Genomic DNA, 18,763 nt, shown 5'->3' with positions numbered 1-18,763 from the left:
AGGAGGAAGGCGATGCCGTTGCTCGACCGCAGGCAGCAGGCCCTAGCAGCGTGGTGGGCGCGGCGCGTCGTGCAGTTTGCTCTGGCGCTGGTGACGTCCTTCTTCCTCACGCTGTCGCTTGCGCGGGTGCTCGGCATCAGCGCCGTGGACTGGCCGGGCGTCGCGGGGTGGGTGCTTGGTCGCTATGGCGACCTGCTGGTCTGGGCGGGCCGGACGATCCTGTGGCTCATCTCCATCGTGCCGCCGTGGTTCTTCGACCTCGTCGCGCTCTACCTGCTCGTCGGGGCGCTCGTTCGGATCGCGGTGGCGGAGATCGCGCTGCGATCGGAGCGCGCGTTCTACGACAGGCCGCTCGATGTCTGGGACGACGCATGGCACCGCGATGGGATTGCGCAGGCGCGAGAGGCCGGGCGCGTGGAGTCGGCGCGCTTCTATCTGCTCTGGCCGGTGCGCGTCCTTTCCGACATCCGCGGCGGATACTGGACCCTGACGCCGCGCCGCGTGGCGGTCCGCTTCGGACTAGTGCTCCTGCTGCTTGCCGCGCTCACCGTGGCCTGAACGGAAAACGGCGCCGGGGTCGACCGGCGCCGTTGCATCATTTGCCCGATGGTGGGGTCAGGCGGCCTTCGCGAGGTTGCGCAGGACGTAGTGCAGCACGCCGCCGTTCTCGACGTATTCCTTCTCGACCGCGGTATCGATCCGGCATTTGAGCTCGATCTCCTTCGTCGAACCATCGCCGTAGGTGATCGTGCAGGGCAGCGTCGCGCCCGGGGTCACGTCGGGAAGGCCGGTGATCGAGACCTGCTCGTCGCCCTTGATCCCGAGGCTCTCGCGGGTGTCGCCGCCGGTGAACTCGAACGGCACCACGCCCATGCCGACGAGGTTCGAGCGGTGGATGCGCTCGTAGCTCTCGGCGATGACGGCCTTGACGCCGAGGAGCGCGGTGCCCTTGGCCGCCCAGTCACGCGACGATCCCGCGCCGTACTGCTCGCCGGCGAAGATGACGAGGGGAACGCCCTGCTCCTGCCAGGCCATCGCGGCGTCGTAGATCGCCATCTGGCTGCCGTCGGGCCCGAGCGTGTAGCCACCCTCGACGCCGTCCAGCATCTCGTTGCGAATGCGGATGTTGGCGAAGGTTCCGCGCATCATCACCTCGTGGTTGCCGCGGCGCGAGCCGTAGGAGTTGAACTCGCGCGGCGCGACCTGACGCTCGGTCAGGTAGGTGCCCGCAGGCGTGGTCTCCTTGAACGAGCCGGCGGGGCTGATGTGGTCGGTGGTGACCATGTCGCCCAGGATTGCCAGCACCCGCGCGCCCTCGATGTTCTCGATGGGCTTCGGGTCGACGTCCATGTTCTGAAAGTAGGGCGGGTTCTGGACGTAGGTCGAGGTCGACGGCCAGTCGTAGGTCTCCTTCTCGGTGGTCTCGACCTGGCGCCAGCGGTCGTCGCCCTTGAAGACGTCGGCGTACTTCTCCTGGAAGCTCTCGCGCGTGACGGTGCGCTCGACCAGCTCGGCGATCTCCTTTTGGCTGGGCCAGAGGTCCTTTAGGTAGATGTCGTTGCCGTTCTTGTCCTGGCCCAGCGGCTGTGTCGTGATGTCGACGTTCATGTCGCCCACCAGGCTGTAGGCCACCACCAGCGGCGGCGAGGCGAGGTAGTTGGCGCGCACGTCGGGGCTGATCCGGCCCTCGAAGTTGCGGTTGCCCGACAGGACGGACACAGCGATCAGGTCGTCCTCCGCGATGGCCTCGCTGATCTCTGGGTCGAGCGGACCGGAGTTGCCGATGCAGGTCGTGCAGCCGTAGCCCACGAGGTTGAAGCCGAGCGCGTCGAGATCGTCCTGCAGGCCCGCGGCCTCAAGGTACGCCGAGACGACCTGGCTGCCCGGTGCGAGCGAGGTCTTTACCCACGGCTTGCGCGTGAGGCCGAGCTCGTTTGCCTTCCGCGCCACGAGGCCTGCGCCGATCATCACGTAGGGGTTCGACGTATTGGTGCAGGAGGTAATCGCCGCAATCACGATCGAACCGTCGTGGATCTGGTAGTGACCCTCGGGGTGCTTGACGACGCCGCGGCGGTGATGCCCCTCGTCACCCGGGATCTCGACCGGTTCGGGCGCACCGCCCTCCGCCTCCCAGCGGCCCTCGGCGCGCTCGCTTGCGTCCTTGCCCTGGCGCTGGCCCTTGACGTACTCGCGGAAGGTCTTAGCGGCGGCGTCGAGCGCGACGTGGTCCTGCGGCCGCTTCGGACCGGAGATCGCCGGCACGACAGTGGTCATGTCGAGTTCGAGCGTGTCGGTAAAGACAGGCTCCGATCCGGGCTCGCGCCACATGCCCTGCGCCTTGGCGTAGGCCTCGACCAGCTTGAGCGTCTCCTCGTCGCGACCGGTCTGGGTCAGGTAGCGGATGGTCTCCGCGTCCACCGGGAAGAAGGCGCAGGTGGCGCCGAACTCGGGGCTCATGTTGCCGATCGTGGCGCGGTCGGCCAGCGGCACATTGTCCAGCCCATCGCCGTAGAACTCGACGAATTTCCCGACGACGCCCTTGTCGCGCAGCATCTTGGTCACGCGCAGGACGAGGTCGGTCGCGGTCGTGCCCTCGGGCATCGCGCCGGTCAGCTTGAAGCCGATGACCTCGGGGATCAGCATCGAGATCGGCTGGCCCAGCATCGCGGCCTCGGCCTCGATCCCGCCGACGCCCCAGCCCAGCACCGCGGCGCCGTTCACCATCGTGGTGTGGCTGTCGGTGCCGACCAGGGTGTCGGGGTAGGCGACCGTCTGGCCGTTCTGGTCCTTGTCCGACCAGACCGTCTTGGCCAGGTACTCGAGGTTGACCTGGTGGCAGATGCCCGTCCCCGGCGGCACGACGCGGAAGTTGTCAAACGCCTTCTGCCCCCACTTGAGGAACGTGTAGCGCTCGATGTTGCGCTCGTACTCCCGCTCGACGTTGAGCTGGAAGGCGCGGGGGTTGCCGAACTCGTCGATCATGACCGAGTGGTCGATGACGAGGTCAACGGGGTTCAGCGGGTTGATCTTCTGCGGGTCGCCCCCCAGCCGCTCGATCCCGTCGCGCATGGCCGCGAGGTCCACGACGGCGGGCACGCCGGTGAAGTCCTGCATCAGCACCCGCGCGGGCCGGTAGGCGATCTCGCGCGGGTTCTTCCCGCCCTTCTCGGCCCACTCGGAAAAGGCGCGGATGTCGTCGGTGGTAACCGTGTTGTCGTCCTCGAACCGCAGGAGGTTCTCGAGCACCACCTTCAGCGACACCGGCAGGCGCGCGAAGCTGCCCAGGCCGGCGGCCTCGGCCGCCTCGATCGAATAGTAGGCGTAGCTGTGACCGTCGACGCTCAGGTCGCGTCGGGTCTTAGCACTGTCTTGTCCGACCTGGATGGGCATTGGACCTCCGTCTGGGTTCGCTGGAAACTGGCGTTGCATTACCGCCGCAGGGCCACGTCCCGCAAGTGTCTGACACGCAGCTTGGTATGCAATCGTGCACCAAGGCGGGGCGGCGGGACTCTCGCATCCTTGATTGGCCATGGCCGCACCAGCAGACTAGCAGTCGACGAGGGTTGGAAGCAGGTATCTCATGCGACGCTGGGTGATCGGATTCGCCGCTGCGCTCATTGCCGCTGGCGGGGCGCTGAGGGCGGAAGGCCCGGTCGTCGTCGAACTCTTCACCTCGCAGGGCTGCTCGTCCTGCCCGCCTGCGGATGCGCTGCTGGGGCGTCTCGCGGCGCGCGAGGACGTCATCCCGCTGGCGCTGCACGTCGACTACTGGGACTACATCGGCTGGGAGGACGAGTTCGCCGAGCCGGAGCACACCAGGCGTCAGAAGGGATACGCCCATGCCGCGGGCGCCCGCACGATCTATACGCCGCAGATGATCGTCGGCGGCCGCGACCATGTGGTGGGGCACCGTCCGATGGAGGTCGCCGACCTGATCCGCGCCCACCGCGCCGCCGAGAGCCCGGTGTCGCTGAGCGTCACGCGTGCGGGCGACCGGGTCGACGTGCGGGCCATGGCGGAAGCGCCCGCCGACCTGCGCGTGCACCTGGTGCGCTACCTGCCTGAGCGAACGGTCGAGATCGAGCGGGGCGAGAACGCCGGCAAGACGCTGACCTACCACAACATCGTGACGCGCTGGGAGACCATCGCCGAGTGGGACGGTCGCGACCCGCTCTCGCTCAGCCATGCGGTGCCGGGGGACGAGCCGGCGGTGGTGCTGGTCCAGGCGGCGCGCTACGGGCCGATCCTGGCGGCGGCGCGCTTGCGCTGACGCTTGCGCTGGCGCTCGGGCTTCCAACGGCGGTGGATCCAGAACCACTGCTCCGGATGACGCCGGACCTGGGCCTCGAGGCTGTCGTTCAGCGCCTGCGTCATCGTGTGCGCGTCGCTCGGCGGGATCGGCGCCTCGGCCAGCATCCGGAAATTGAGGCCGTCGGGCTGACGCACAGCATATACCGGGACCAGTGGCGCCTCGTGCCGCAGGGCGAGTTCCGCCGCGGAATAGGCCGTGGGCGCCGGCTTGCCGATGAAGCTCAGCGTTGGCCCGCCCTTGATGTAGATGTCGGTCAGGATGCCGATCATTCCGCCATCGCGCAGGTGCCGCAGCAGCCGGCCAAGCCCCTGCCGGCCGCTGGGGAACATCGGCTCGCCGATCGCCGCCAGCGCCGCCTCGTAGTGTCGGTTGAAGTGGCGGTTGCGCATCGGGCGGTAGAGCCCACCGAGGTCGTAACCGCGCGCCAGCATCACCACGCGCGGCGCGACGAAGTTGCCGAAGTGGGCAGTCACGAGGACCGCCGGCTGCCCGGCATCCCGTGCCGCATCGAGCGCGGCGAGACCCGGCCCCTCGATCGGCGTGCCGGCAAGCTGTCGTGCGAAGCGGGCGCCGGAATAGATCTCGGCCAGGGTTCGGCCGGCGTTGTCCGGCACCTCGCGGATCAGGCGGCGGCGCTCGGCCTCGGGCATCTCCGGCATGACGTGGTCGAGATTGGCTCGGATCCGTTGCGGCCAACCGGCTAGTGGCGAGACGATGCGCGACGTCACCCAGCCGATCAGCGGCACGCGCCAGCGATAGGGCAGGGCACGCGCCGTCGCCAGCAGCGCGCGCACCGAAAGGTCGATCGCGAAGTCGTAGCGGCGGGCGGCGTGGCGCTTCATGGCGCCTGATTAGGCACTGGCGGTCCGACGTACAATCGGGGCGCCGGTCACTCGTCCTCGTCCTCGCCGCTGATCTGGTAGATGGTGCCCGCGGCCTCGAGCTTGCGGATCGCCGTCACCACGGCGTTCAGCGCCGCCTCGGTGTCCTTCTTCTTGACGTTGCCAAGCGCCGCGGCGTCCTCGCGCACCGTCTCGGCGAGGCGCTTGGACATGTTCTCCAGGATGAACTCCGCCGCCACCTTGTCCTTGCCCGTAGCGCCGGCGACCGCGGCGGCCAGCGTGCCGACGTCGACCTCGCGGGTGATCTTGGGGATGTCGCGGGCGTCGATCCGCGAAGGAATGAAGGCGAAGGTGAAGATCGCCTTGCGCACCTCGTTCGCGAATTCGACGTCCTTTTCGTCGAGCCCGTCGAGCACGTCGTCCCGGGTGACGCTGCGGGAATAGTTGAGAATCGCCCCCAGACGCTGCACCGGGCCGTCGCGGAAGGCAGGATCGCGGTCGACGTTGAGCGCGGCGGCGAGCGCCGAGCCGATCTTGTCGACGAGCTTTGCCTCGGTGTCTGCGGTCAGCGACATGGCGTAGGCGATGCGACGCGCCCGCTCGCCGGGGAGCTGGCTGAGAAGCTCGGCCGCCTTGGAAACCTTGAGCTTCGACAGGATGATCGATGCGATCTCGGCGCTCTCGCTCTCCAGCACCGGGAGCAGCCGGTCGTTGCCAATGCCCGAGATGCGCTCCCACACGTCGTCGGAGGTGATGAGGCCGGCCTGCTGCCGCAGGCGGCTTGCCGTGTTGGCGCTGATGGCGCCGTCCAGCGCAGAGAGCGCGCCCTCGATCCCATCCTGGAAGGTGAGGCCGATGTCGTCGATCTCGGCCAGGAACTCGTCGACCACGGCGGAGAGGGTCGCGCGATCGACGAAGCGCATCTGGCTCATCTGCCGCGCGAGCTCGATCTGCAGTTGGTCAGGTAGGTCGCTGAGCGAGATCTGAGCCCCCTCGGCCAGAAGCACGCGCACTACGATCGCCGCCTTCTGCCGCTTGCTCAGATGCGCAGCCTTGCCGCCAAGGTTGGGCAGCGAGGTCGAAAGGTCGGACGAGAAGTCCGTGTCCAGCGCGAGCGCCATCTTCGCGCATCCTCCAGTTCCGGTTGCGGCGGAAACTGGCAGATCGACCTTAACGAGAGGCTACTCCCGATGCAGTGCCGGGGCGGCATGACCCGCCCCAGCGGCCTCAGCCCGTGACAGGCACGCAGCTGCGGCTTTCCTCATCGAAGGTCTGGCCCTCGACGCAGGTCATCTCGTAACTGTGGCCGGAGCACATGGCCGCGGCGATGCCGGGCGCGAGCATGAGCGCGGCGAGCAGTGTCGAAAGCTTCATGATCCGACTCCTTTGCAATGGGTGACGCAAGGGTAGCACGGATCCCGCCCCAGCCAACGCCCTCTGCTCAGGTGTCGCCGAAGACACGAGCGAAGATCGTGTCGACGTGCCGGGTGTGGTAGCCGATGTCGAAGTGCCGCGCCACGCCGCCCTCGCCGAGCGCCGCCTGCACGTCGGGGTCCGCGGCGAGCTCGGACTGGAAGTCCTGCCCTTCCTCCCAGACCCGCATCGCGTTGCGCTGGACGATGGCATAGGCGTCCTCGCGGCTGACGCCGGCCTGGGTCAGCGCCAGCAGCACGCGCTGCGAATGAACGAGGCCATGGGTCGCATCGAGGTTGCGCTGCATGCGTTCGGGATAGACGACCAGCTTGTCGATGACGCCCGTCAGCCGCGCCAGCGCGAAGTCGAGCGTCACTGTCGCGTCGGGGGCGATCATCCGCTCGACCGAGCTGTGGCTGATGTCGCGCTCGTGCCAGAGCGCGACGTTTTCCATCGCCGGCACCACCGCCATCCGCACCAGCCGGGCGAGTCCGGTCAGGTTCTCGGTCAGAACCGGGTTGCGCTTGTGCGGCATCGCCGATGAGCCCTTCTGGCCCTTGGAGAAGAACTCCTCGACCTCGCCGACCTCGGTACGTTGCAGGTGCCGGATCTCGGTCGCGATCCGCTCCATCGAGCTCGCGATCACGCCGAGGGTGGCGAAAAAAGCGGCGTGGCGGTCGCGCGGGATCACCTGCGTGCTGATCGGCTCAGGCTGCAGGCCCATCTGCGCGCAGACATGCGCCTCGACCGACGGGTCGATGTTGGCAAAGGTGCCGACCGCGCCCGAGATCGCGCCCGTGGCGACCTCGGCCCTTGCCGCGCGCAGACGCGTGCGGCCCCGGTCCATCTCGGCGTAGGCCTGCGCGAGCTTGAGGCCGAAGGTCGTCGGCTCGGCGTGGATGCCGTGGCTGCGGCCGATGCAGACGGCCTCCTTGTGCTCAACGGCGCGACGCTTCAGCGCAGCGAGAAGCGCGTCGAGGTCGGCCAGCAGGATGTCGGCGGCACGGACGAGCTGAACGTTGAGCGTGGTGTCGAGCACGTCGGAGCTCGTCATGCCCTGATGGACGAAGCGCGCCTCGTCGGCGCCGACGATCTCGGCGAGGTGGGTCAGGAACGCGATCACGTCGTGCTTCGTCACCGCCTCGATCTCGTCGATGCGCGCCACGTCGAACGGGGTGTCGCGGGCGCGCCAGAGGGCTTCGGCGTTCTCCTTCGGGATCACGCCCAGGGCCGCCTGTGCATCGCTGGCGTGGGCCTCGATCTCGAACCAGATGCGGAATCTGGTCTCGGGCGACCAGATCGCGGTCATCTCCGGGCGGGCGTAGCGAGGGATCATCGGCGGCATCCGGCTTGGCTTCGGTCGGGGCGAACTCCTAGACTGCGGTTGCGGGAGCGGCAAGGCGAGGGACATGCGGGAGCTTGACGACTTCGCCGGCCGCTGGGCGCTGGAGCGGCGGATCGAGGACCGCCGCGCGGGACAGGTCCTGCGGCTCGAAGGTCGCGTGACCCTGGCCCCGACGGCAGGCGGGCTGGACGTGGCGGAGGAAGGGCGGTTGCAGCTGCCGGACGGCACCTCGCTTGCGGCCGTGCGGCGGTACCGCTGGCATCGGGCGGGACCCGTCATTGCCGTAGATTTCGACGACGGCCGGCCCTTCCACCAATTTGATCCTGCCGTGCCTCGTGCGCTCGCTGAGCATTTCTGCGGCGCGGATAGCTACCGTGTCACGTACGACTTCACCGCCTGGCCGAGATGGACTGTCACCTGGCAGGTTGGCGGACCGCGCAAGAACTACGTCTCCGAGAGTCGCCTCGCGTTCGAGGGCGCTTGCACCGGCACGCTGCCGGAGAGGCGTCTTGCATGATCTGGTGTCGTACCCACCCGCGGCCGCCGTACAGGACCTGACGGTCGGGCCGCGCTTGCATGGCACATCCGGCTGGGGCATCAATCGGTGCAGGACGGATTGGCTGGAGTGATGACGATGGCGGACAGGGTTCTGGTCGAGGCGTTCGCGCCCGCAGCAGGCGCGGGGCGGATGCTCCGCCAGGTGGCTCTCGTCGCTGCGGGAATTCTGGCACTGGTGGTGGCGGCGAAGATCCGCGTGCCGATGTGGCCGGTGCCGGTGACGATGGGCACGTTCGCCGTCCTGACGCTCGGCGCCATCTACGGTCCGCGACTGGGGCTGGCGACGATCCTAGGCTACCTCGCGCTCGGCGCGGCCGGCGTCAACGTGTTCGCCGGTTCGGGAGAGACCGCGGGCCTGGCCTACATGTTCGGCGGGACCGGCGGCTACCTGTTCGGCTACGTGCTCGCCATCGCGGCTGTGGGCGCCTTGGCGCGGCGCGGTTGGGACCGCTCTGCCGGCCGCATGGCGGTCGCGCTGCTGCTGGGCAACGTGTTGATCTATGCACCGGGGCTTTTGTGGCTCGGCCAGCTCTACGGGTGGGATCAGCCGATACTCGCCTGGGGCATGACGCCGTTTCTCCTGGGCGATGCGCTGAAGCTCGCGCTGGCGGCGATGCTGGTGCCTGCGCTGTGGCGCGTTGCAGGTCCGTCGCGCGGCTGACCGCGCCGAAGTTTGCGGCTCATCGCCGTCGGATCCGAGGCGTCATCGCGTTGTTCTGCGCCACGCGTGCTCCCTCAGAAGTGACTCCGCTCGCGATTTCGTGGCGGCGAGTGGCTTTCAGCGGGACGCGAGCCGCAACCGGTCGACGGGACCGGCGTCTCGCGGCCGGCCAGCGTGCTGGCGGTGACATCAGTGGAGGAGGCTGCGGCGCGGCTCCACGTCCATGAGCTTTCGACGGGGGATCTTTTCGATACCTCCGGACGCTTGGCTCGGGATACGTTGCCTGCCGCTATAGTCGGGACGCGTTTGAGTCATCAAGCGACGGCCGCGGCGATGGGGATCGACGACAGGACGATGTCTGGAATTGTCGTAGAGGGTGGCGATGCGGCGGTACCCTAGAGGCGAGAAGACATCCGCTCGATGACATTGCGCGCGTTGCAGGTGCTCTTGTCCATCGGCGGGTCGCGTGGGGTCGGGCGGCACGACGACCTCTCAGTCTCGATCCGCCAGCCACTGGCGCAGCTTGCGCGCGTCGTGGGCACGGTCGGCGAAGTGGCGCTTCGGGATCGATACGTGGCGCCGGATATCGCCGACCCCGACGAGGTCATGCGCCCGGTCCGGCATCACGTCGAGCGCGAGGGTTCGGCCAACGCGGGGGTCAGAGCTTGAACCTTGGCAGGCCGTCCGCCGCGAGATTGGCCGATGACATTCGCTCTCAGCGATCAGGTTACGCAAGGAGAGCCCTCGCCGGGCTGGAGACCTCCAGCCCGTGACCGGCCATGAAAGCGGGGGAATCCAGACGAGCGCCCTGCGCGAGGGCGCCCGGTACTTCATCAGCAGCTGTAATAGAGCTTGAACTCGATCGGGTGCGGGGTGTGCTCGTAGGCGTAGATCTCTTCCCACTTGAGATCCATGTAACCCTCGATCTGGTCGCGGGTGAAGACGTCGCCCTGCAGCAGGAAGTCCATGTCCTTCTCGAGTTCGTCCATCGCTTCGCGGAGGCTGCCGCAGACGGTGGGGATGCCGGCCAGCTCCTCGGGCGGCAGGTCGTAGAGGTCCTTGTCCATCGCCTCGCCCGGATGGATCTTGTTCTGGATCCCGTCGAGACCTGCGAGGAGCAGCGCCGAGAAGGCGAGGTAGGGGTTCGCCGACGGGTCCGGGAATCGGGCCTCGACGCGCTTGGCCTTCGGGCTCTCGGTCCACGGAATCCGGATACAACCCGAGCGGTTGCGGGCCGAGTAGGCGCGCAGCACCGGCGCCTCGAAGCCCGGGATCAGGCGCTTGTAGCTGTTGGTGCCGGGGTTGGTGAAGGCGTTGAGCGCCTTGGCGTGCTTCAGGAGGCCGCCGATGTACCACAGCGCCTCGTCCGAGAGGTCCGCGTACTTGTCACCGGCGAAGAGCGGCTTGCCGTCCTTCCAGATCGACATGTTGACGTGCATGCCCGACCCGTTGTCGCCCGCAATCGGCTTCGGCATGAAGGTCGCCGTCTTGCCGTAGGCGTGCGCGACGTTGTGTATGACGTACTTGTACTTCTGGAGCTGGTCGGCCTGATCCGTCAGCGTCGAGAAGATCATGCCCAGCTCGTGCTGGCACGACGCCACCTCGTGGTGGTGCTTGTCGACGTTCATGCCCATCCGCTTCATCGTCGAGAGCATCTCGGACCGGATGTCCTGCGCCTCGTCGACCGGGTTCACGGGGAAGTAGCCGCCCTTCACGCCGGGGCGGTGGCCCATGTTGCCCATCTCGTAGTCGGTGTCGGTGTTCCAGGCGGCGTCGATCGCGTCGACCTCGTAGCCGACCTTCTGCATCGAGACCTGGAACTTGACGTTGTCGAACAGGAAGAACTCGGCTTCCGGCCCGAAGTAGGAAGTGTCGCCGATGCCGGAAGACTTCAGGTACGCCTCCGCCTTTTCGGCCGTGCCGCGGGGGTCGCGATCGTATGGCTCATTCGTGTCAGGCTCGAGCACGGTGCAGTGCACGCAGAGCGTCTTTTCGGCGTAAAACGGATCGAGATAGGCCGACGTCGTGTCCGGCATCAGCTTCATGTCGGATTGGTCGATGGACTTCCAGCCGGCGATCGACGAGCCGTCGAACATGAAGCCTTCCTCGAGGAAGTCCTCGTCGACCTGGTTCGACAGCATCGTCACGTGCTGAAGCTTGCCGCGCGGGTCGGTGAAACGGATGTCGACGTATTCGACCTCTTCGTCCTTAATGGTCTTGAGGACGTCGGAATTGCTCATGAACTTTCCTTCCCTAGGGTATTCTGGTGCCGGCCCCGGCGGGCCTGATCTACAGCGCGTCCTCGCCGGTCTCGCCGGTGCGGATGCGGATCGCCTGTTCGACGTTCGAGACGAAGATCTTGCCGTCGCCGATCTTGTCGGTCTTGGCCGCGGCGATGATCGCCTCGATCGCGCGGTCGACCTGGTCGTCGGCCATCACCACCTCGATCTTCACCTTCGGCAGGAAGTCGACGACGTACTCGGCGCCGCGATAGAGCTCGGTGTGGCCCTTCTGCCGGCCGAAGCCCTTGACTTCGAGGACGCTGAGGCCCTGCACGCCCACCTCCTGCAGCGCTTCCTTCACCTCGTCGAGCTTGAAGGGCTTGATGATCGCCTCGATCTTCTTCATGGCCGGCCGACTCCTCACGTGTCTGCGGTTGCCGAAGCGACAGACCATGCGGGTGCGGATGCCACAATTCCGGGCAGGAAAGGCAGCTTTGGTCGCGGCCGGTTTGCAGAGGGTGTGCCTGAGAAACGTGCGAATTGCACCTTTCCTGTGCAATTTGTGAACGTGGTGCCTGTATGACGAAGCGCCTTCTGACGTCGGCCGAGATGAGCGCGCTGGAGCGCAGCGAGATGCAGGCGGGGCGGGTCAGCGGCTGCGCCCTGATGGAGCGGGCGGGCTCGGGCGTCGCGGATGCCATCGAAACCGCGCGCCGCGGCCGACGACGCGCCGTCGTCCTCTGCGGTCCTGGCAACAATGGCGGCGACGGGTTCGTCGTGGCGCGGACTCTTGCGCGGCGGGGATGGAGCGTCGACCTCTTCCTCTGGGGCGACGCGGAGCGGCTGCCGCCCGACGCGGCGGCCAACCGGGCGGCGTGGGAAGCCATCGGACCGGTGCGGCCGTTCGGCGATCTCGCCTCCGGCCTTCCGGCGACGGATGTGGTGGTCGATGCAATTTTTGGCGCCGGCCAGACGCGGCCGCCGCCGCCGGACGTCGCAGAGGTTACGGGGCAGCTGGCTGCCCGCACCATCGTCGCGGTCGACATCCCGACCGGGCTCTGCATGGACAGCGGGCGGGTCCTCTCCGCCGATCGCGGGGCGCTGCGGGCCGATCTGACGGTGACGTTCCACGCGCCGCGGCTTGGGCATTTCCTCGCGGACGGGCCGGAGCATTGCGGACAGATCGCGTGCGTCGACATCGGCCTGCCGCGCGGCGCGGCGGGTGTGCCGCTGGTGGAGAGGCCGCTCGTTGACCTCGCCAAGCACGTCGGCGGGCACAAGTACGACAGCGGGCACGCGCTCCTCCTGTCCGGCGGACCGGGAAAGGGCGGCGCGATACGTCTGGCAGCCCGCGCGGCGCTGCGGGCCGGGGCCGGGCTGGTCACGATCGGCTGCCCGCCGGCGGCACTGCAGGAGAGCGCGGCGCAGCTCGACGCGATCATGCTGCGTCCGGTGCGCGACGCGGATGTGCTGACGGAAATCCTGCAGGACGCCCGTTTCAGCGCTCTCTGCCTTGGGCCGGGCCTGGGCGTCGGCGAGGGCACCAGGGCGCTGGTCATCACCGCCTTGCAGGCGCGGCGGCCTACCGTGCTGGACGCCGACGCGCTCACCGCCTTCGCCGAGGATCTGACTACGTTTCGGGACGCGCTGCACGAGGACTGCCTGCTGACGCCGCACATGGGCGAGTTTGCGCGCGTCTTCCCCGAGGCGTCGGAGCGCCTGAATGCCCCGGTCGAGCGCGGCCCTGCCTTTTCCCGCCTCGATGCGGCGCGCGAGGCGGCGCGGGTGGCGGGGTGCCATGTCCTGCTCAAGGGGCCGGACACGGTCGTCGCCGCACCGGACGGGCGGGCGGCGATCCACGCGGCGCAGTACGAGCGAGCCGCGCCATGGCTGGCGACCGCGGGCACGGGCGACGTGCTGGCGGGGCTGACGACCGGGCTCCTCGCGCGCGGCCTGCCCACGCTCGAGGCGGCGGCGACGGCATGCTGGCTCCATACAGAGTGCGCGCGGCAGGTCGGGCCGGGCTTAATCTCGGAGGACATCGCCGACACGCTGCCCGCCATCTATCGTCGACTGGGGCTCTGACGGCACAATTTTGCCCCTCGCATCCGCGGGGGGGCTTTGCTATGCACCCGCGCAATTCCATGGCGGGCGGTCCGGAGTGGCCGCCCTTCTGGGCGTATGCGGGTGTGGCGGAACTGGTAGACGCACCAGATTTAGGTTCTGGCGCCGCGAGGCGTGGGGGTTCGAGTCCCTCCACCCGCACCAAGGATGAAAAGGACGACGAATGCAGGTCACGGAAACCCTGAACGAAGGTCTCAAGCGCGGCTACCGGATCATCGTTCCGGCCGACGAGCTGGAGGCCAAGGTCACCGAAAAGCTGACCGAGGCCCAGCCCGAGGTGCAGATGAAGGGCTTTCGCAAGGGCAAGGTGCCGCTGGCGCTGCTGCGCAAGCAGTTCGGCCCGCGCCTGATCGGCGAGGCCATGCAGGAAGCCGTCGACGGCGCAATGTCTTCGCACTTCGAGGAGACCGGCGACCGGCCCGCGGCCCAGCCCGACGTCAAGATGACGAACGACAACTGGAAGGAAGGCGACGACGTCGAGGTCGAGATGACCTATGAGGCGCTGCCCGAGATCCCGGAGTTCGACGCCAACGGAATCAAGCTCGAGCGTTTGAAGGTCAAGGCGGACGACGCCGCCGTGGAAGAGGCGCTGAAGAGCCTGGCCGACACGGCCCAGAGCTTCGAGGACAAGGACGGCGCGGCCGAGGACGGCGACCAGGTGGTGATCGACTTCACCGGCAAGCTGGACGGCGAGCCCTTCGAAGGCGGCGCGGCGGAGGACTATCCGCTGACGCTCGGCTCGAACAGTTTCATCCCGGGCTTCGAGGAGCAGCTCGTCGGTGTGACCGCCGGTGAGGAGCGCACGCTGACGGTGAATTTTCCCGAGGACTATCAGGCGGACCACCTGAAGGGGAAGGAAGCCACTTTCGAGACTACCGTGAAGGCGGTCAAGAAGCCCAAAGCGGCAGAGATCGACGACGAACTCGCCAAGCGCTTCGGCGCCGACGACCTCGCCGGGCTCAGGTCGCAGATCGCCGAGCGGCTCGAGTCGGAGTATGCGGGTGCCAGCCGCTCGATCATGAAGCGCCGCCTGCTGGACCAGCTCGATGAGCGGGTCAGCTTCGACCTGCCGCCGAGCCTGGTCGATGCGGAGGCCAAACAGATCGCCCACCAGCTCTGGCACGAGGAGCACCCGGAGGTGCAGGGCCACGACCACGGCGAGATCGACGTGAGCGACGAGCACCGCAAGCTGGCCGAGCGCCGCGTCCGTCTGGGCCTGCTGCTGGCCGAACTCGGCCGCAAGAACGACATCAAGGTCTCGGACGCCGAGATGACGCAGGCGGTGATGAACCAAGCGCGTCAGTATCCGGGGCAGGAGCGGCAGTTCTTCGAATTCGTCCAGCAGAACGCGCAGATCCGCCAGCAGCTGCAAGCGCCGATCTTCGAGGACAAGGTGGTCGACTACATCATCGAGCTCGCCGACGTGGACGAGCGCGAGGTCAGCAAGGACGAGCTGCAGAAGGAGATCGAAGCGCTGGACGAAGACGTCTGAATCCAGTGCATCGGCAAGTTGAAAGCCCCGGCGACGTCGCCGGAGCTTTCTCTTGCGCGGGTGTCAGTTCGACTGACCGGCGCGCGTCACGTGGAGAAGCGCACCGTTCTCCTCGTCGGTGATGATGAGGAGCGAGCCGTCCTCCAAATCCTCGACGTCGCGCACGCGGCCAATGTCTCGCAGAAGGCGCTCTTCTCCGGCGACGCGTCCGTCCTCAAGCCGCAGCCGGACGAGCGCACCAGGATAAAGCGAGCCGACGAGAATGTCACCCTGCCACTCGGAGAACATCTCGCCGTCGTAAAAGACCATCCCCGAGGGTGCGATGACCGGGTCCCAGTAGTAGACTGGCTGCTCCATCCCCTCCATCTTGCTCTCGCCCGAGCCGACGGGGGTGCCGTCATAGTTCTCGCCGTAGGCAATGACGGGCCAGCCGTAGTTCAGGCCGGGCTGGATCTCGTTTAGCTCGTCGCCGCCGGCCGGGCCATGCGAGATCGTCCAGAGCTGCCCGTCCTCATAGGCGGCCGCCTGGACGTTGCGCAGGCCGTAGGCCCAGATGGAGTCGATCGCGCCCTCCTGTCCCACGAACGGATTGCCCTCGGGCACGCTGCCGTCGAGGTTCACCCGGATGATCTTGCCATAGGTCTTGTCGAGGTCCTGGGCATAGACGCGCTGGTCCTCGGTGAAATGCTCGCCGGTGGTGATGAAGGCGTGGCCTTCGCCGTCGAAGACGATCCGGCTGCCGTAGTGCATCGGGCTCGGCGACGGCGGCTCCTGCACGAAGATGTCCTGCACGTCGGAAATCTGCCTAAGGTCCTCCGACAAGGTGGCGCTGGCGGCGGCGGTGGCCGACATGCCGTCGCCCATGGGCTTGGCGTAGGTGAGGAAGATCCTGCGGCTTTCCCCGAAGTCCGGACCGAGGGCGACGTCGAGGAGGCCGCCCTGCTCCTCATTCAGCACCTCCGGCACGCCGCCCAGCGGTTCGGAGAGGGTGCCGTCGGGCGCGACGTGGCGCAGCCTGCCGGGGCGCTCGGTCACCAGGTAGCCCGCATCGTCGGGCAGCACCGCGATGCCCCAAGGGTGCACGAGCGGCCCGGCGAGGGTCGAGACGTCGAGCTCGAAGTCCGACGACATGGCAGGTGCGCGCGTCTGGTTCTCGAAGGCCGGCTCGAATTCGGGCACGTTCTTGTCGCCCTGCACGACCGGGTCCTGTGCCAGCGCCGGCGTGGCGGCGAGGGCGGTGGCGACGGCGATGCGCGAGATGGCTGTTGTCATGCTGTGTTCTCCCTTGGCTTGTTGGGCCAATGAGAGGCGCCGCGGCGCGTTCCCTCACGAGGGCGCGAGCGCTGAATCGCCGCACCTCACGAGCGGGCGAGCTCGGCGGCCGCGCGTTCGGCCACACCTTCGTCGGTGCCATCGGTAAAGGCGGCAACCGTCGCGGGTGTATTGCCGTCGGGGAAGTGGTAGACGGCGTTGACGCAAAAGGGTCCGCCGCCCGAGTGGCCCAGCGCTCGGCCGACATGGTTCATGCGGCCGATCATGAGCCCGAGCCCGTAGCCCGTTTCGGTCCACGGGCGTCCGTCGATCCGCCCGCCGAGCCGATGCGCCGCCGTCATCTGGGCGAGGCTGTCGCCGCCCAGAATGCGTCCGCCAAAGAGGTCGTGCAAGAGGAGCGCGGCATCCGAGGCGGTGCCGATCAGGCATCCGTGATAGACCCAGCGCAGGTCATAGCTGCGCGCCGAGGACCAGTGCACGCGGTCGAAGTCCTGCGGCCGCTCGGCGAGGCTGACCGAAGCGAGGCCGAGCGGGTCGGTCACGAACATGCGGACGAGGCGGGCGAGGCCGTGGCCGGTGGACTCCTCGATCCAGATCCTAAGGAGGAGATAGCCGGTGTTGGAGTAGCGCCAGCCGGTGCCGGGCGGGAAGTCCAGCCGCTCGACGTCCACTTCTCGCAGCAGTCGATCGCACGTCCAAGGCGGCTCGCCTCCGGCAACGGCACGGTGATAGGACGGCAGCGATCCATAGTCAGGCACGCCGGCGCGGTTCTGCATCAGTTGTCGCGCCGTGAATGGCTTTCCCGCGACGGGTTGGTCAATGTCGATTGCTCCGCGCTCGACCAGGCGCAGCACGCAGGCGCAGATCACCGTCTTGGTGAAGCTCCACCAGGGAAAGACGGTGCTCGCCGCACCATTCATGCGTACCGACGCATCACCTCGGATGAGGGCCGCATGGACGGGGCGCAAGGTCATCTCACTCCTCTACAAGGAAAAGGGCCGCGTCTGGAGGCGACGCATTGACTGAACCTGAGCCAGAAGAAGGAACATTACCGCACCTCGTATGCCTTCGGATCAGCGACATTCGACGACTCCTGTCCCCTCGGGCAGCGGGCGGAGATGCGGGGTCAGGTCCCAGCTATGTCAACAGGGCGTTCTCTAATCCGCGCGTCCTCATCGCGCTGCTCGACATCTTCCGAGTCAACTACAACTGGTCCGAAGAGAGGTCTTGCGTGTCTGCGTGGATCGGGCGCGCCGAGACCACGCCGGCTCCGCGCGGAACGTTGAAGGCGCGCGTTCGGAGCATTGCTATGACCGTGGACATCGGAGAGCGGCCCACGGCGATGCGGCTCGGGATCCAAGAAGAGCGAGCGCTTTCGAAGGGCTGTCGGCTCGTAATGCCCAGCCACTATCGCGCGCACTACCGCCCGTGGATCTTCTACGGGACCCCGATCTGCGGGAAGTTTGAGGAGCTACGCGCCGCCCTCCGCCGCTCCAAGATTTACAGAGTAAGGCCGTAGCGTGAAAGAAGGCACTCCCGCGAGAGCGGAAGTGCCTTGAGTGCTATCAGGAACGGAATGCCTCGGACCGGAGGCGCGGCCCTCTTCGAAACTCGTGTGCACTCGCTCAGGCGTCGCGGCCGAGTTTCTCGTCGAGCGTGGTCTTTTCCTGAACAGCAGGCTTGTCGGTCCGCTGTTCGACCTCGGCCTCGTCCTCGTCGAGTTGCGCGGCGCCGATATCGTCGAAGAGCTGCTCGATCTCGAACTCGGCTGCGGCCTCTTCCTCGGCGGCGAGCTCCTGAATCGACTTGCCGGACGCCTGCAGCTCGGCCTCTTCGGGCGAGCGGGCGACGTTCAGGGTGATCTCGACCTCGACCTCGGGATGCAGGGTGACAAGCACCGGGTGCAGGCCGAGCTCCTTGATCGGGCGCGACAGCGCTACCTGCTTGCGGTCGAGCGAGACGCTAGCCTCGGTCGCGGCGTCGGCCGCGTCACGCGTGGAGACGGAGCCATACAGCGCGCCTGCGTCGGACGCCGAGCGGATCACGACGAACTGTTGGCCGCGCAGCTTTTCGGCGAGCTTCTCGGCCTCCTTCTTGCCCTCGAGGTTGCGCGCCTCGAGCTGGGCCTTCTGCTCCTCAAAGCGGGCGACGTTGGCCTTGGAGGCCCAGAGCGCCTTGCCCTGCGGCAGGAGGTAGTTGCGGGCGTAGCCGTCCTTTACGGAGACCACCTCGCCCATCTGGCCGAGCTTGGCGACACGTTCCAGAAGAATGACTTGCATGATCTACCTCACTTCACCGCGTAGGGCAGGAGCGCCAGGAAGCGGGCGCGCTTGATCGCTCGGGCGAGCTCGCGCTGCTTCTTGGACGAGACGGCGGTGATCCGGCTGGGCACGATCTTGCCCCGCTCGGAGATGTAACGCTGCAGGAGGCGCGTGTCCTTGTAGTCGATCCGGGGCGCGTTGTCGCCCGAGAAGGGGCACACCTTGCGGCGGCGGAAAAACGGTCTGGCTGCCATGATCTGT

The 18,763-nt window shown here is 67.5% G+C and carries 18 protein-coding genes and 1 tRNA gene; 8 read left to right on the top strand and 11 right to left on the bottom strand.

The window, feature by feature from the left end; translation table 11 throughout:
* Window positions 1-12: 12 nt before the first annotated feature.
* The gene (locus tag JM664_RS12160; protein ID WP_227420198.1) at window positions 13-558 is read left to right on the top strand and encodes a hypothetical protein; all 546 of its coding nucleotides are present in this window, start codon (window positions 13-15) and stop codon (window positions 556-558) included.
* 57 nt (window positions 559-615) lie between these two features.
* Here the strand turns inward: JM664_RS12160 and acnA are convergent, their stop codons facing one another.
* Entirely contained in the window at window positions 616-3,390 is a 2,775-nt protein-coding gene (acnA, locus tag JM664_RS12155; RefSeq protein ID WP_227420197.1) for an aconitate hydratase AcnA, read from the bottom strand.
* A 190-nt stretch (window positions 3,391-3,580) separates the two neighbouring features.
* Here acnA and JM664_RS12150 point away from each other — a divergent pair, with 190 nt between their 5' ends.
* Window positions 3,581-4,270, top strand: a complete 690-nt coding sequence (locus tag JM664_RS12150) for a DUF1223 domain-containing protein (RefSeq protein WP_227420196.1) — start codon at window positions 3,581-3,583, stop codon at window positions 4,268-4,270.
* Here the strand turns inward: JM664_RS12150 and JM664_RS12145 are convergent.
* From JM664_RS12145 to purB, 4 genes are all read right to left on the bottom strand, one after another.
* On the bottom strand, window positions 4,234-5,154 hold the full coding sequence (locus JM664_RS12145) for a lysophospholipid acyltransferase family protein (protein ID WP_227420195.1): 921 nt from the start codon (window positions 5,152-5,154) through the stop codon (window positions 4,234-4,236). The genes JM664_RS12150 and JM664_RS12145 overlap by 37 nt on opposite strands.
* A gap of 47 nt (window positions 5,155-5,201) precedes the next feature.
* Entirely contained in the window at window positions 5,202-6,275 is a 1,074-nt protein-coding gene (locus JM664_RS12140; RefSeq protein WP_227420194.1) for a flagellar motor switch protein FliG, read from the bottom strand.
* 106 nt (window positions 6,276-6,381) lie between these two features.
* Window positions 6,382-6,528 carry a carbohydrate-binding module family 14 protein gene (locus tag JM664_RS12135; protein ID WP_227420193.1) on the bottom strand — a complete coding sequence of 49 codons (147 nt, stop codon included), beginning with the start codon at window positions 6,526-6,528 and terminating at the stop codon, window positions 6,382-6,384.
* 67 nt (window positions 6,529-6,595) lie between these two features.
* Window positions 6,596-7,903 (bottom strand): adenylosuccinate lyase, encoded by a 1,308-nt coding sequence (gene purB, locus JM664_RS12130; protein WP_227420192.1) that lies wholly within the window; start codon window positions 7,901-7,903, stop codon window positions 6,596-6,598.
* Between the two features lie 73 nt (window positions 7,904-7,976).
* Between purB and JM664_RS12125 the strand changes: the two genes are divergently transcribed.
* The 3 genes from JM664_RS12125 to JM664_RS12115 all read left to right on the top strand — a co-directional run bounded on the left by JM664_RS12125 (window position 7,977) and on the right by JM664_RS12115 (window position 9,800).
* The gene (locus JM664_RS12125) at window positions 7,977-8,429 is read left to right on the top strand and encodes a DUF6314 family protein (RefSeq protein ID WP_227420191.1); all 453 of its coding nucleotides are present in this window, start codon (window positions 7,977-7,979) and stop codon (window positions 8,427-8,429) included.
* Between the two features lie 117 nt (window positions 8,430-8,546).
* Window positions 8,547-9,131, top strand: a complete 585-nt coding sequence (locus JM664_RS12120) for a biotin transporter BioY (protein ID WP_227420190.1) — start codon at window positions 8,547-8,549, stop codon at window positions 9,129-9,131.
* Between the two features lie 420 nt (window positions 9,132-9,551).
* Window positions 9,552-9,800: a hypothetical protein gene (locus JM664_RS12115; protein ID WP_227420189.1), complete on the top strand. Its 249-nt coding sequence runs from the start codon at window positions 9,552-9,554 to the stop codon at window positions 9,798-9,800.
* A 164-nt stretch (window positions 9,801-9,964) separates the two neighbouring features.
* Here JM664_RS12115 and glnA read toward each other — a convergent pair whose 3' ends face one another.
* Window positions 9,965-11,371, bottom strand: coding sequence for a type I glutamate--ammonia ligase (gene glnA / locus JM664_RS12110; protein ID WP_227420188.1), 1,407 nt, complete (start codon window positions 11,369-11,371; stop codon window positions 9,965-9,967).
* A 49-nt stretch (window positions 11,372-11,420) separates the two neighbouring features.
* Window positions 11,421-11,759, bottom strand: coding sequence for a P-II family nitrogen regulator (locus JM664_RS12105; RefSeq protein WP_227420187.1), 339 nt, complete (start codon window positions 11,757-11,759; stop codon window positions 11,421-11,423).
* Between the two features lie 173 nt (window positions 11,760-11,932).
* Between JM664_RS12105 and JM664_RS12100 the strand changes: the two genes are divergently transcribed.
* The 3 genes from JM664_RS12100 (at window position 11,933) to tig (ending at window position 14,969) form a co-directional block, all read left to right on the top strand.
* On the top strand, window positions 11,933-13,438 hold the full coding sequence (locus JM664_RS12100) for an NAD(P)H-hydrate dehydratase (protein ID WP_227420186.1): 1,506 nt from the start codon (window positions 11,933-11,935) through the stop codon (window positions 13,436-13,438).
* A 98-nt stretch (window positions 13,439-13,536) separates the two neighbouring features.
* Window positions 13,537-13,621: transfer RNA gene (locus JM664_RS12095), tRNA-Leu, on the top strand.
* A 19-nt stretch (window positions 13,622-13,640) separates the two neighbouring features.
* A complete protein-coding gene (gene tig, locus JM664_RS12090; protein WP_227420185.1) occupies window positions 13,641-14,969 on the top strand; it encodes a trigger factor in 1,329 nt (442 codons plus the stop codon).
* A 63-nt stretch (window positions 14,970-15,032) separates the two neighbouring features.
* Here tig and JM664_RS12085 read toward each other — a convergent pair whose 3' ends face one another.
* The 4 genes from JM664_RS12085 to rpsR all read right to left on the bottom strand — a co-directional run bounded on the left by JM664_RS12085 (window position 15,033) and on the right by rpsR (window position 18,756).
* Complete coding sequence (locus JM664_RS12085; RefSeq protein WP_227420184.1) at window positions 15,033-16,241, bottom strand: PQQ-dependent sugar dehydrogenase; 1,209 nt, start codon at window positions 16,239-16,241, stop codon at window positions 15,033-15,035.
* An 86-nt stretch (window positions 16,242-16,327) separates the two neighbouring features.
* Entirely contained in the window at window positions 16,328-17,215 is an 888-nt protein-coding gene (locus JM664_RS12080; protein WP_227420183.1) for a serine hydrolase domain-containing protein, read from the bottom strand.
* 651 nt (window positions 17,216-17,866) lie between these two features.
* Window positions 17,867-18,520, bottom strand: coding sequence for a 50S ribosomal protein L9 (gene rplI, locus JM664_RS12075; protein WP_227420182.1), 654 nt, complete (start codon window positions 18,518-18,520; stop codon window positions 17,867-17,869).
* A gap of 8 nt (window positions 18,521-18,528) precedes the next feature.
* Window positions 18,529-18,756, bottom strand: a complete 228-nt coding sequence (gene rpsR, locus JM664_RS12070) for a 30S ribosomal protein S18 (RefSeq protein ID WP_227420181.1) — start codon at window positions 18,754-18,756, stop codon at window positions 18,529-18,531.
* Between the last annotated feature and the right edge of the window lie 7 nt (window positions 18,757-18,763).

Source organism: Roseitranquillus sediminis (assembly GCF_016918935.1).
Classification (GTDB): Bacteria; Pseudomonadota; Alphaproteobacteria; order Rhodobacterales; family Rhodobacteraceae; genus Roseitranquillus; species Roseitranquillus sediminis.
The sequence above is the reverse complement of the archived record's forward strand: the minus strand, read 5'-3'. Positions and strand labels throughout refer to the sequence as shown.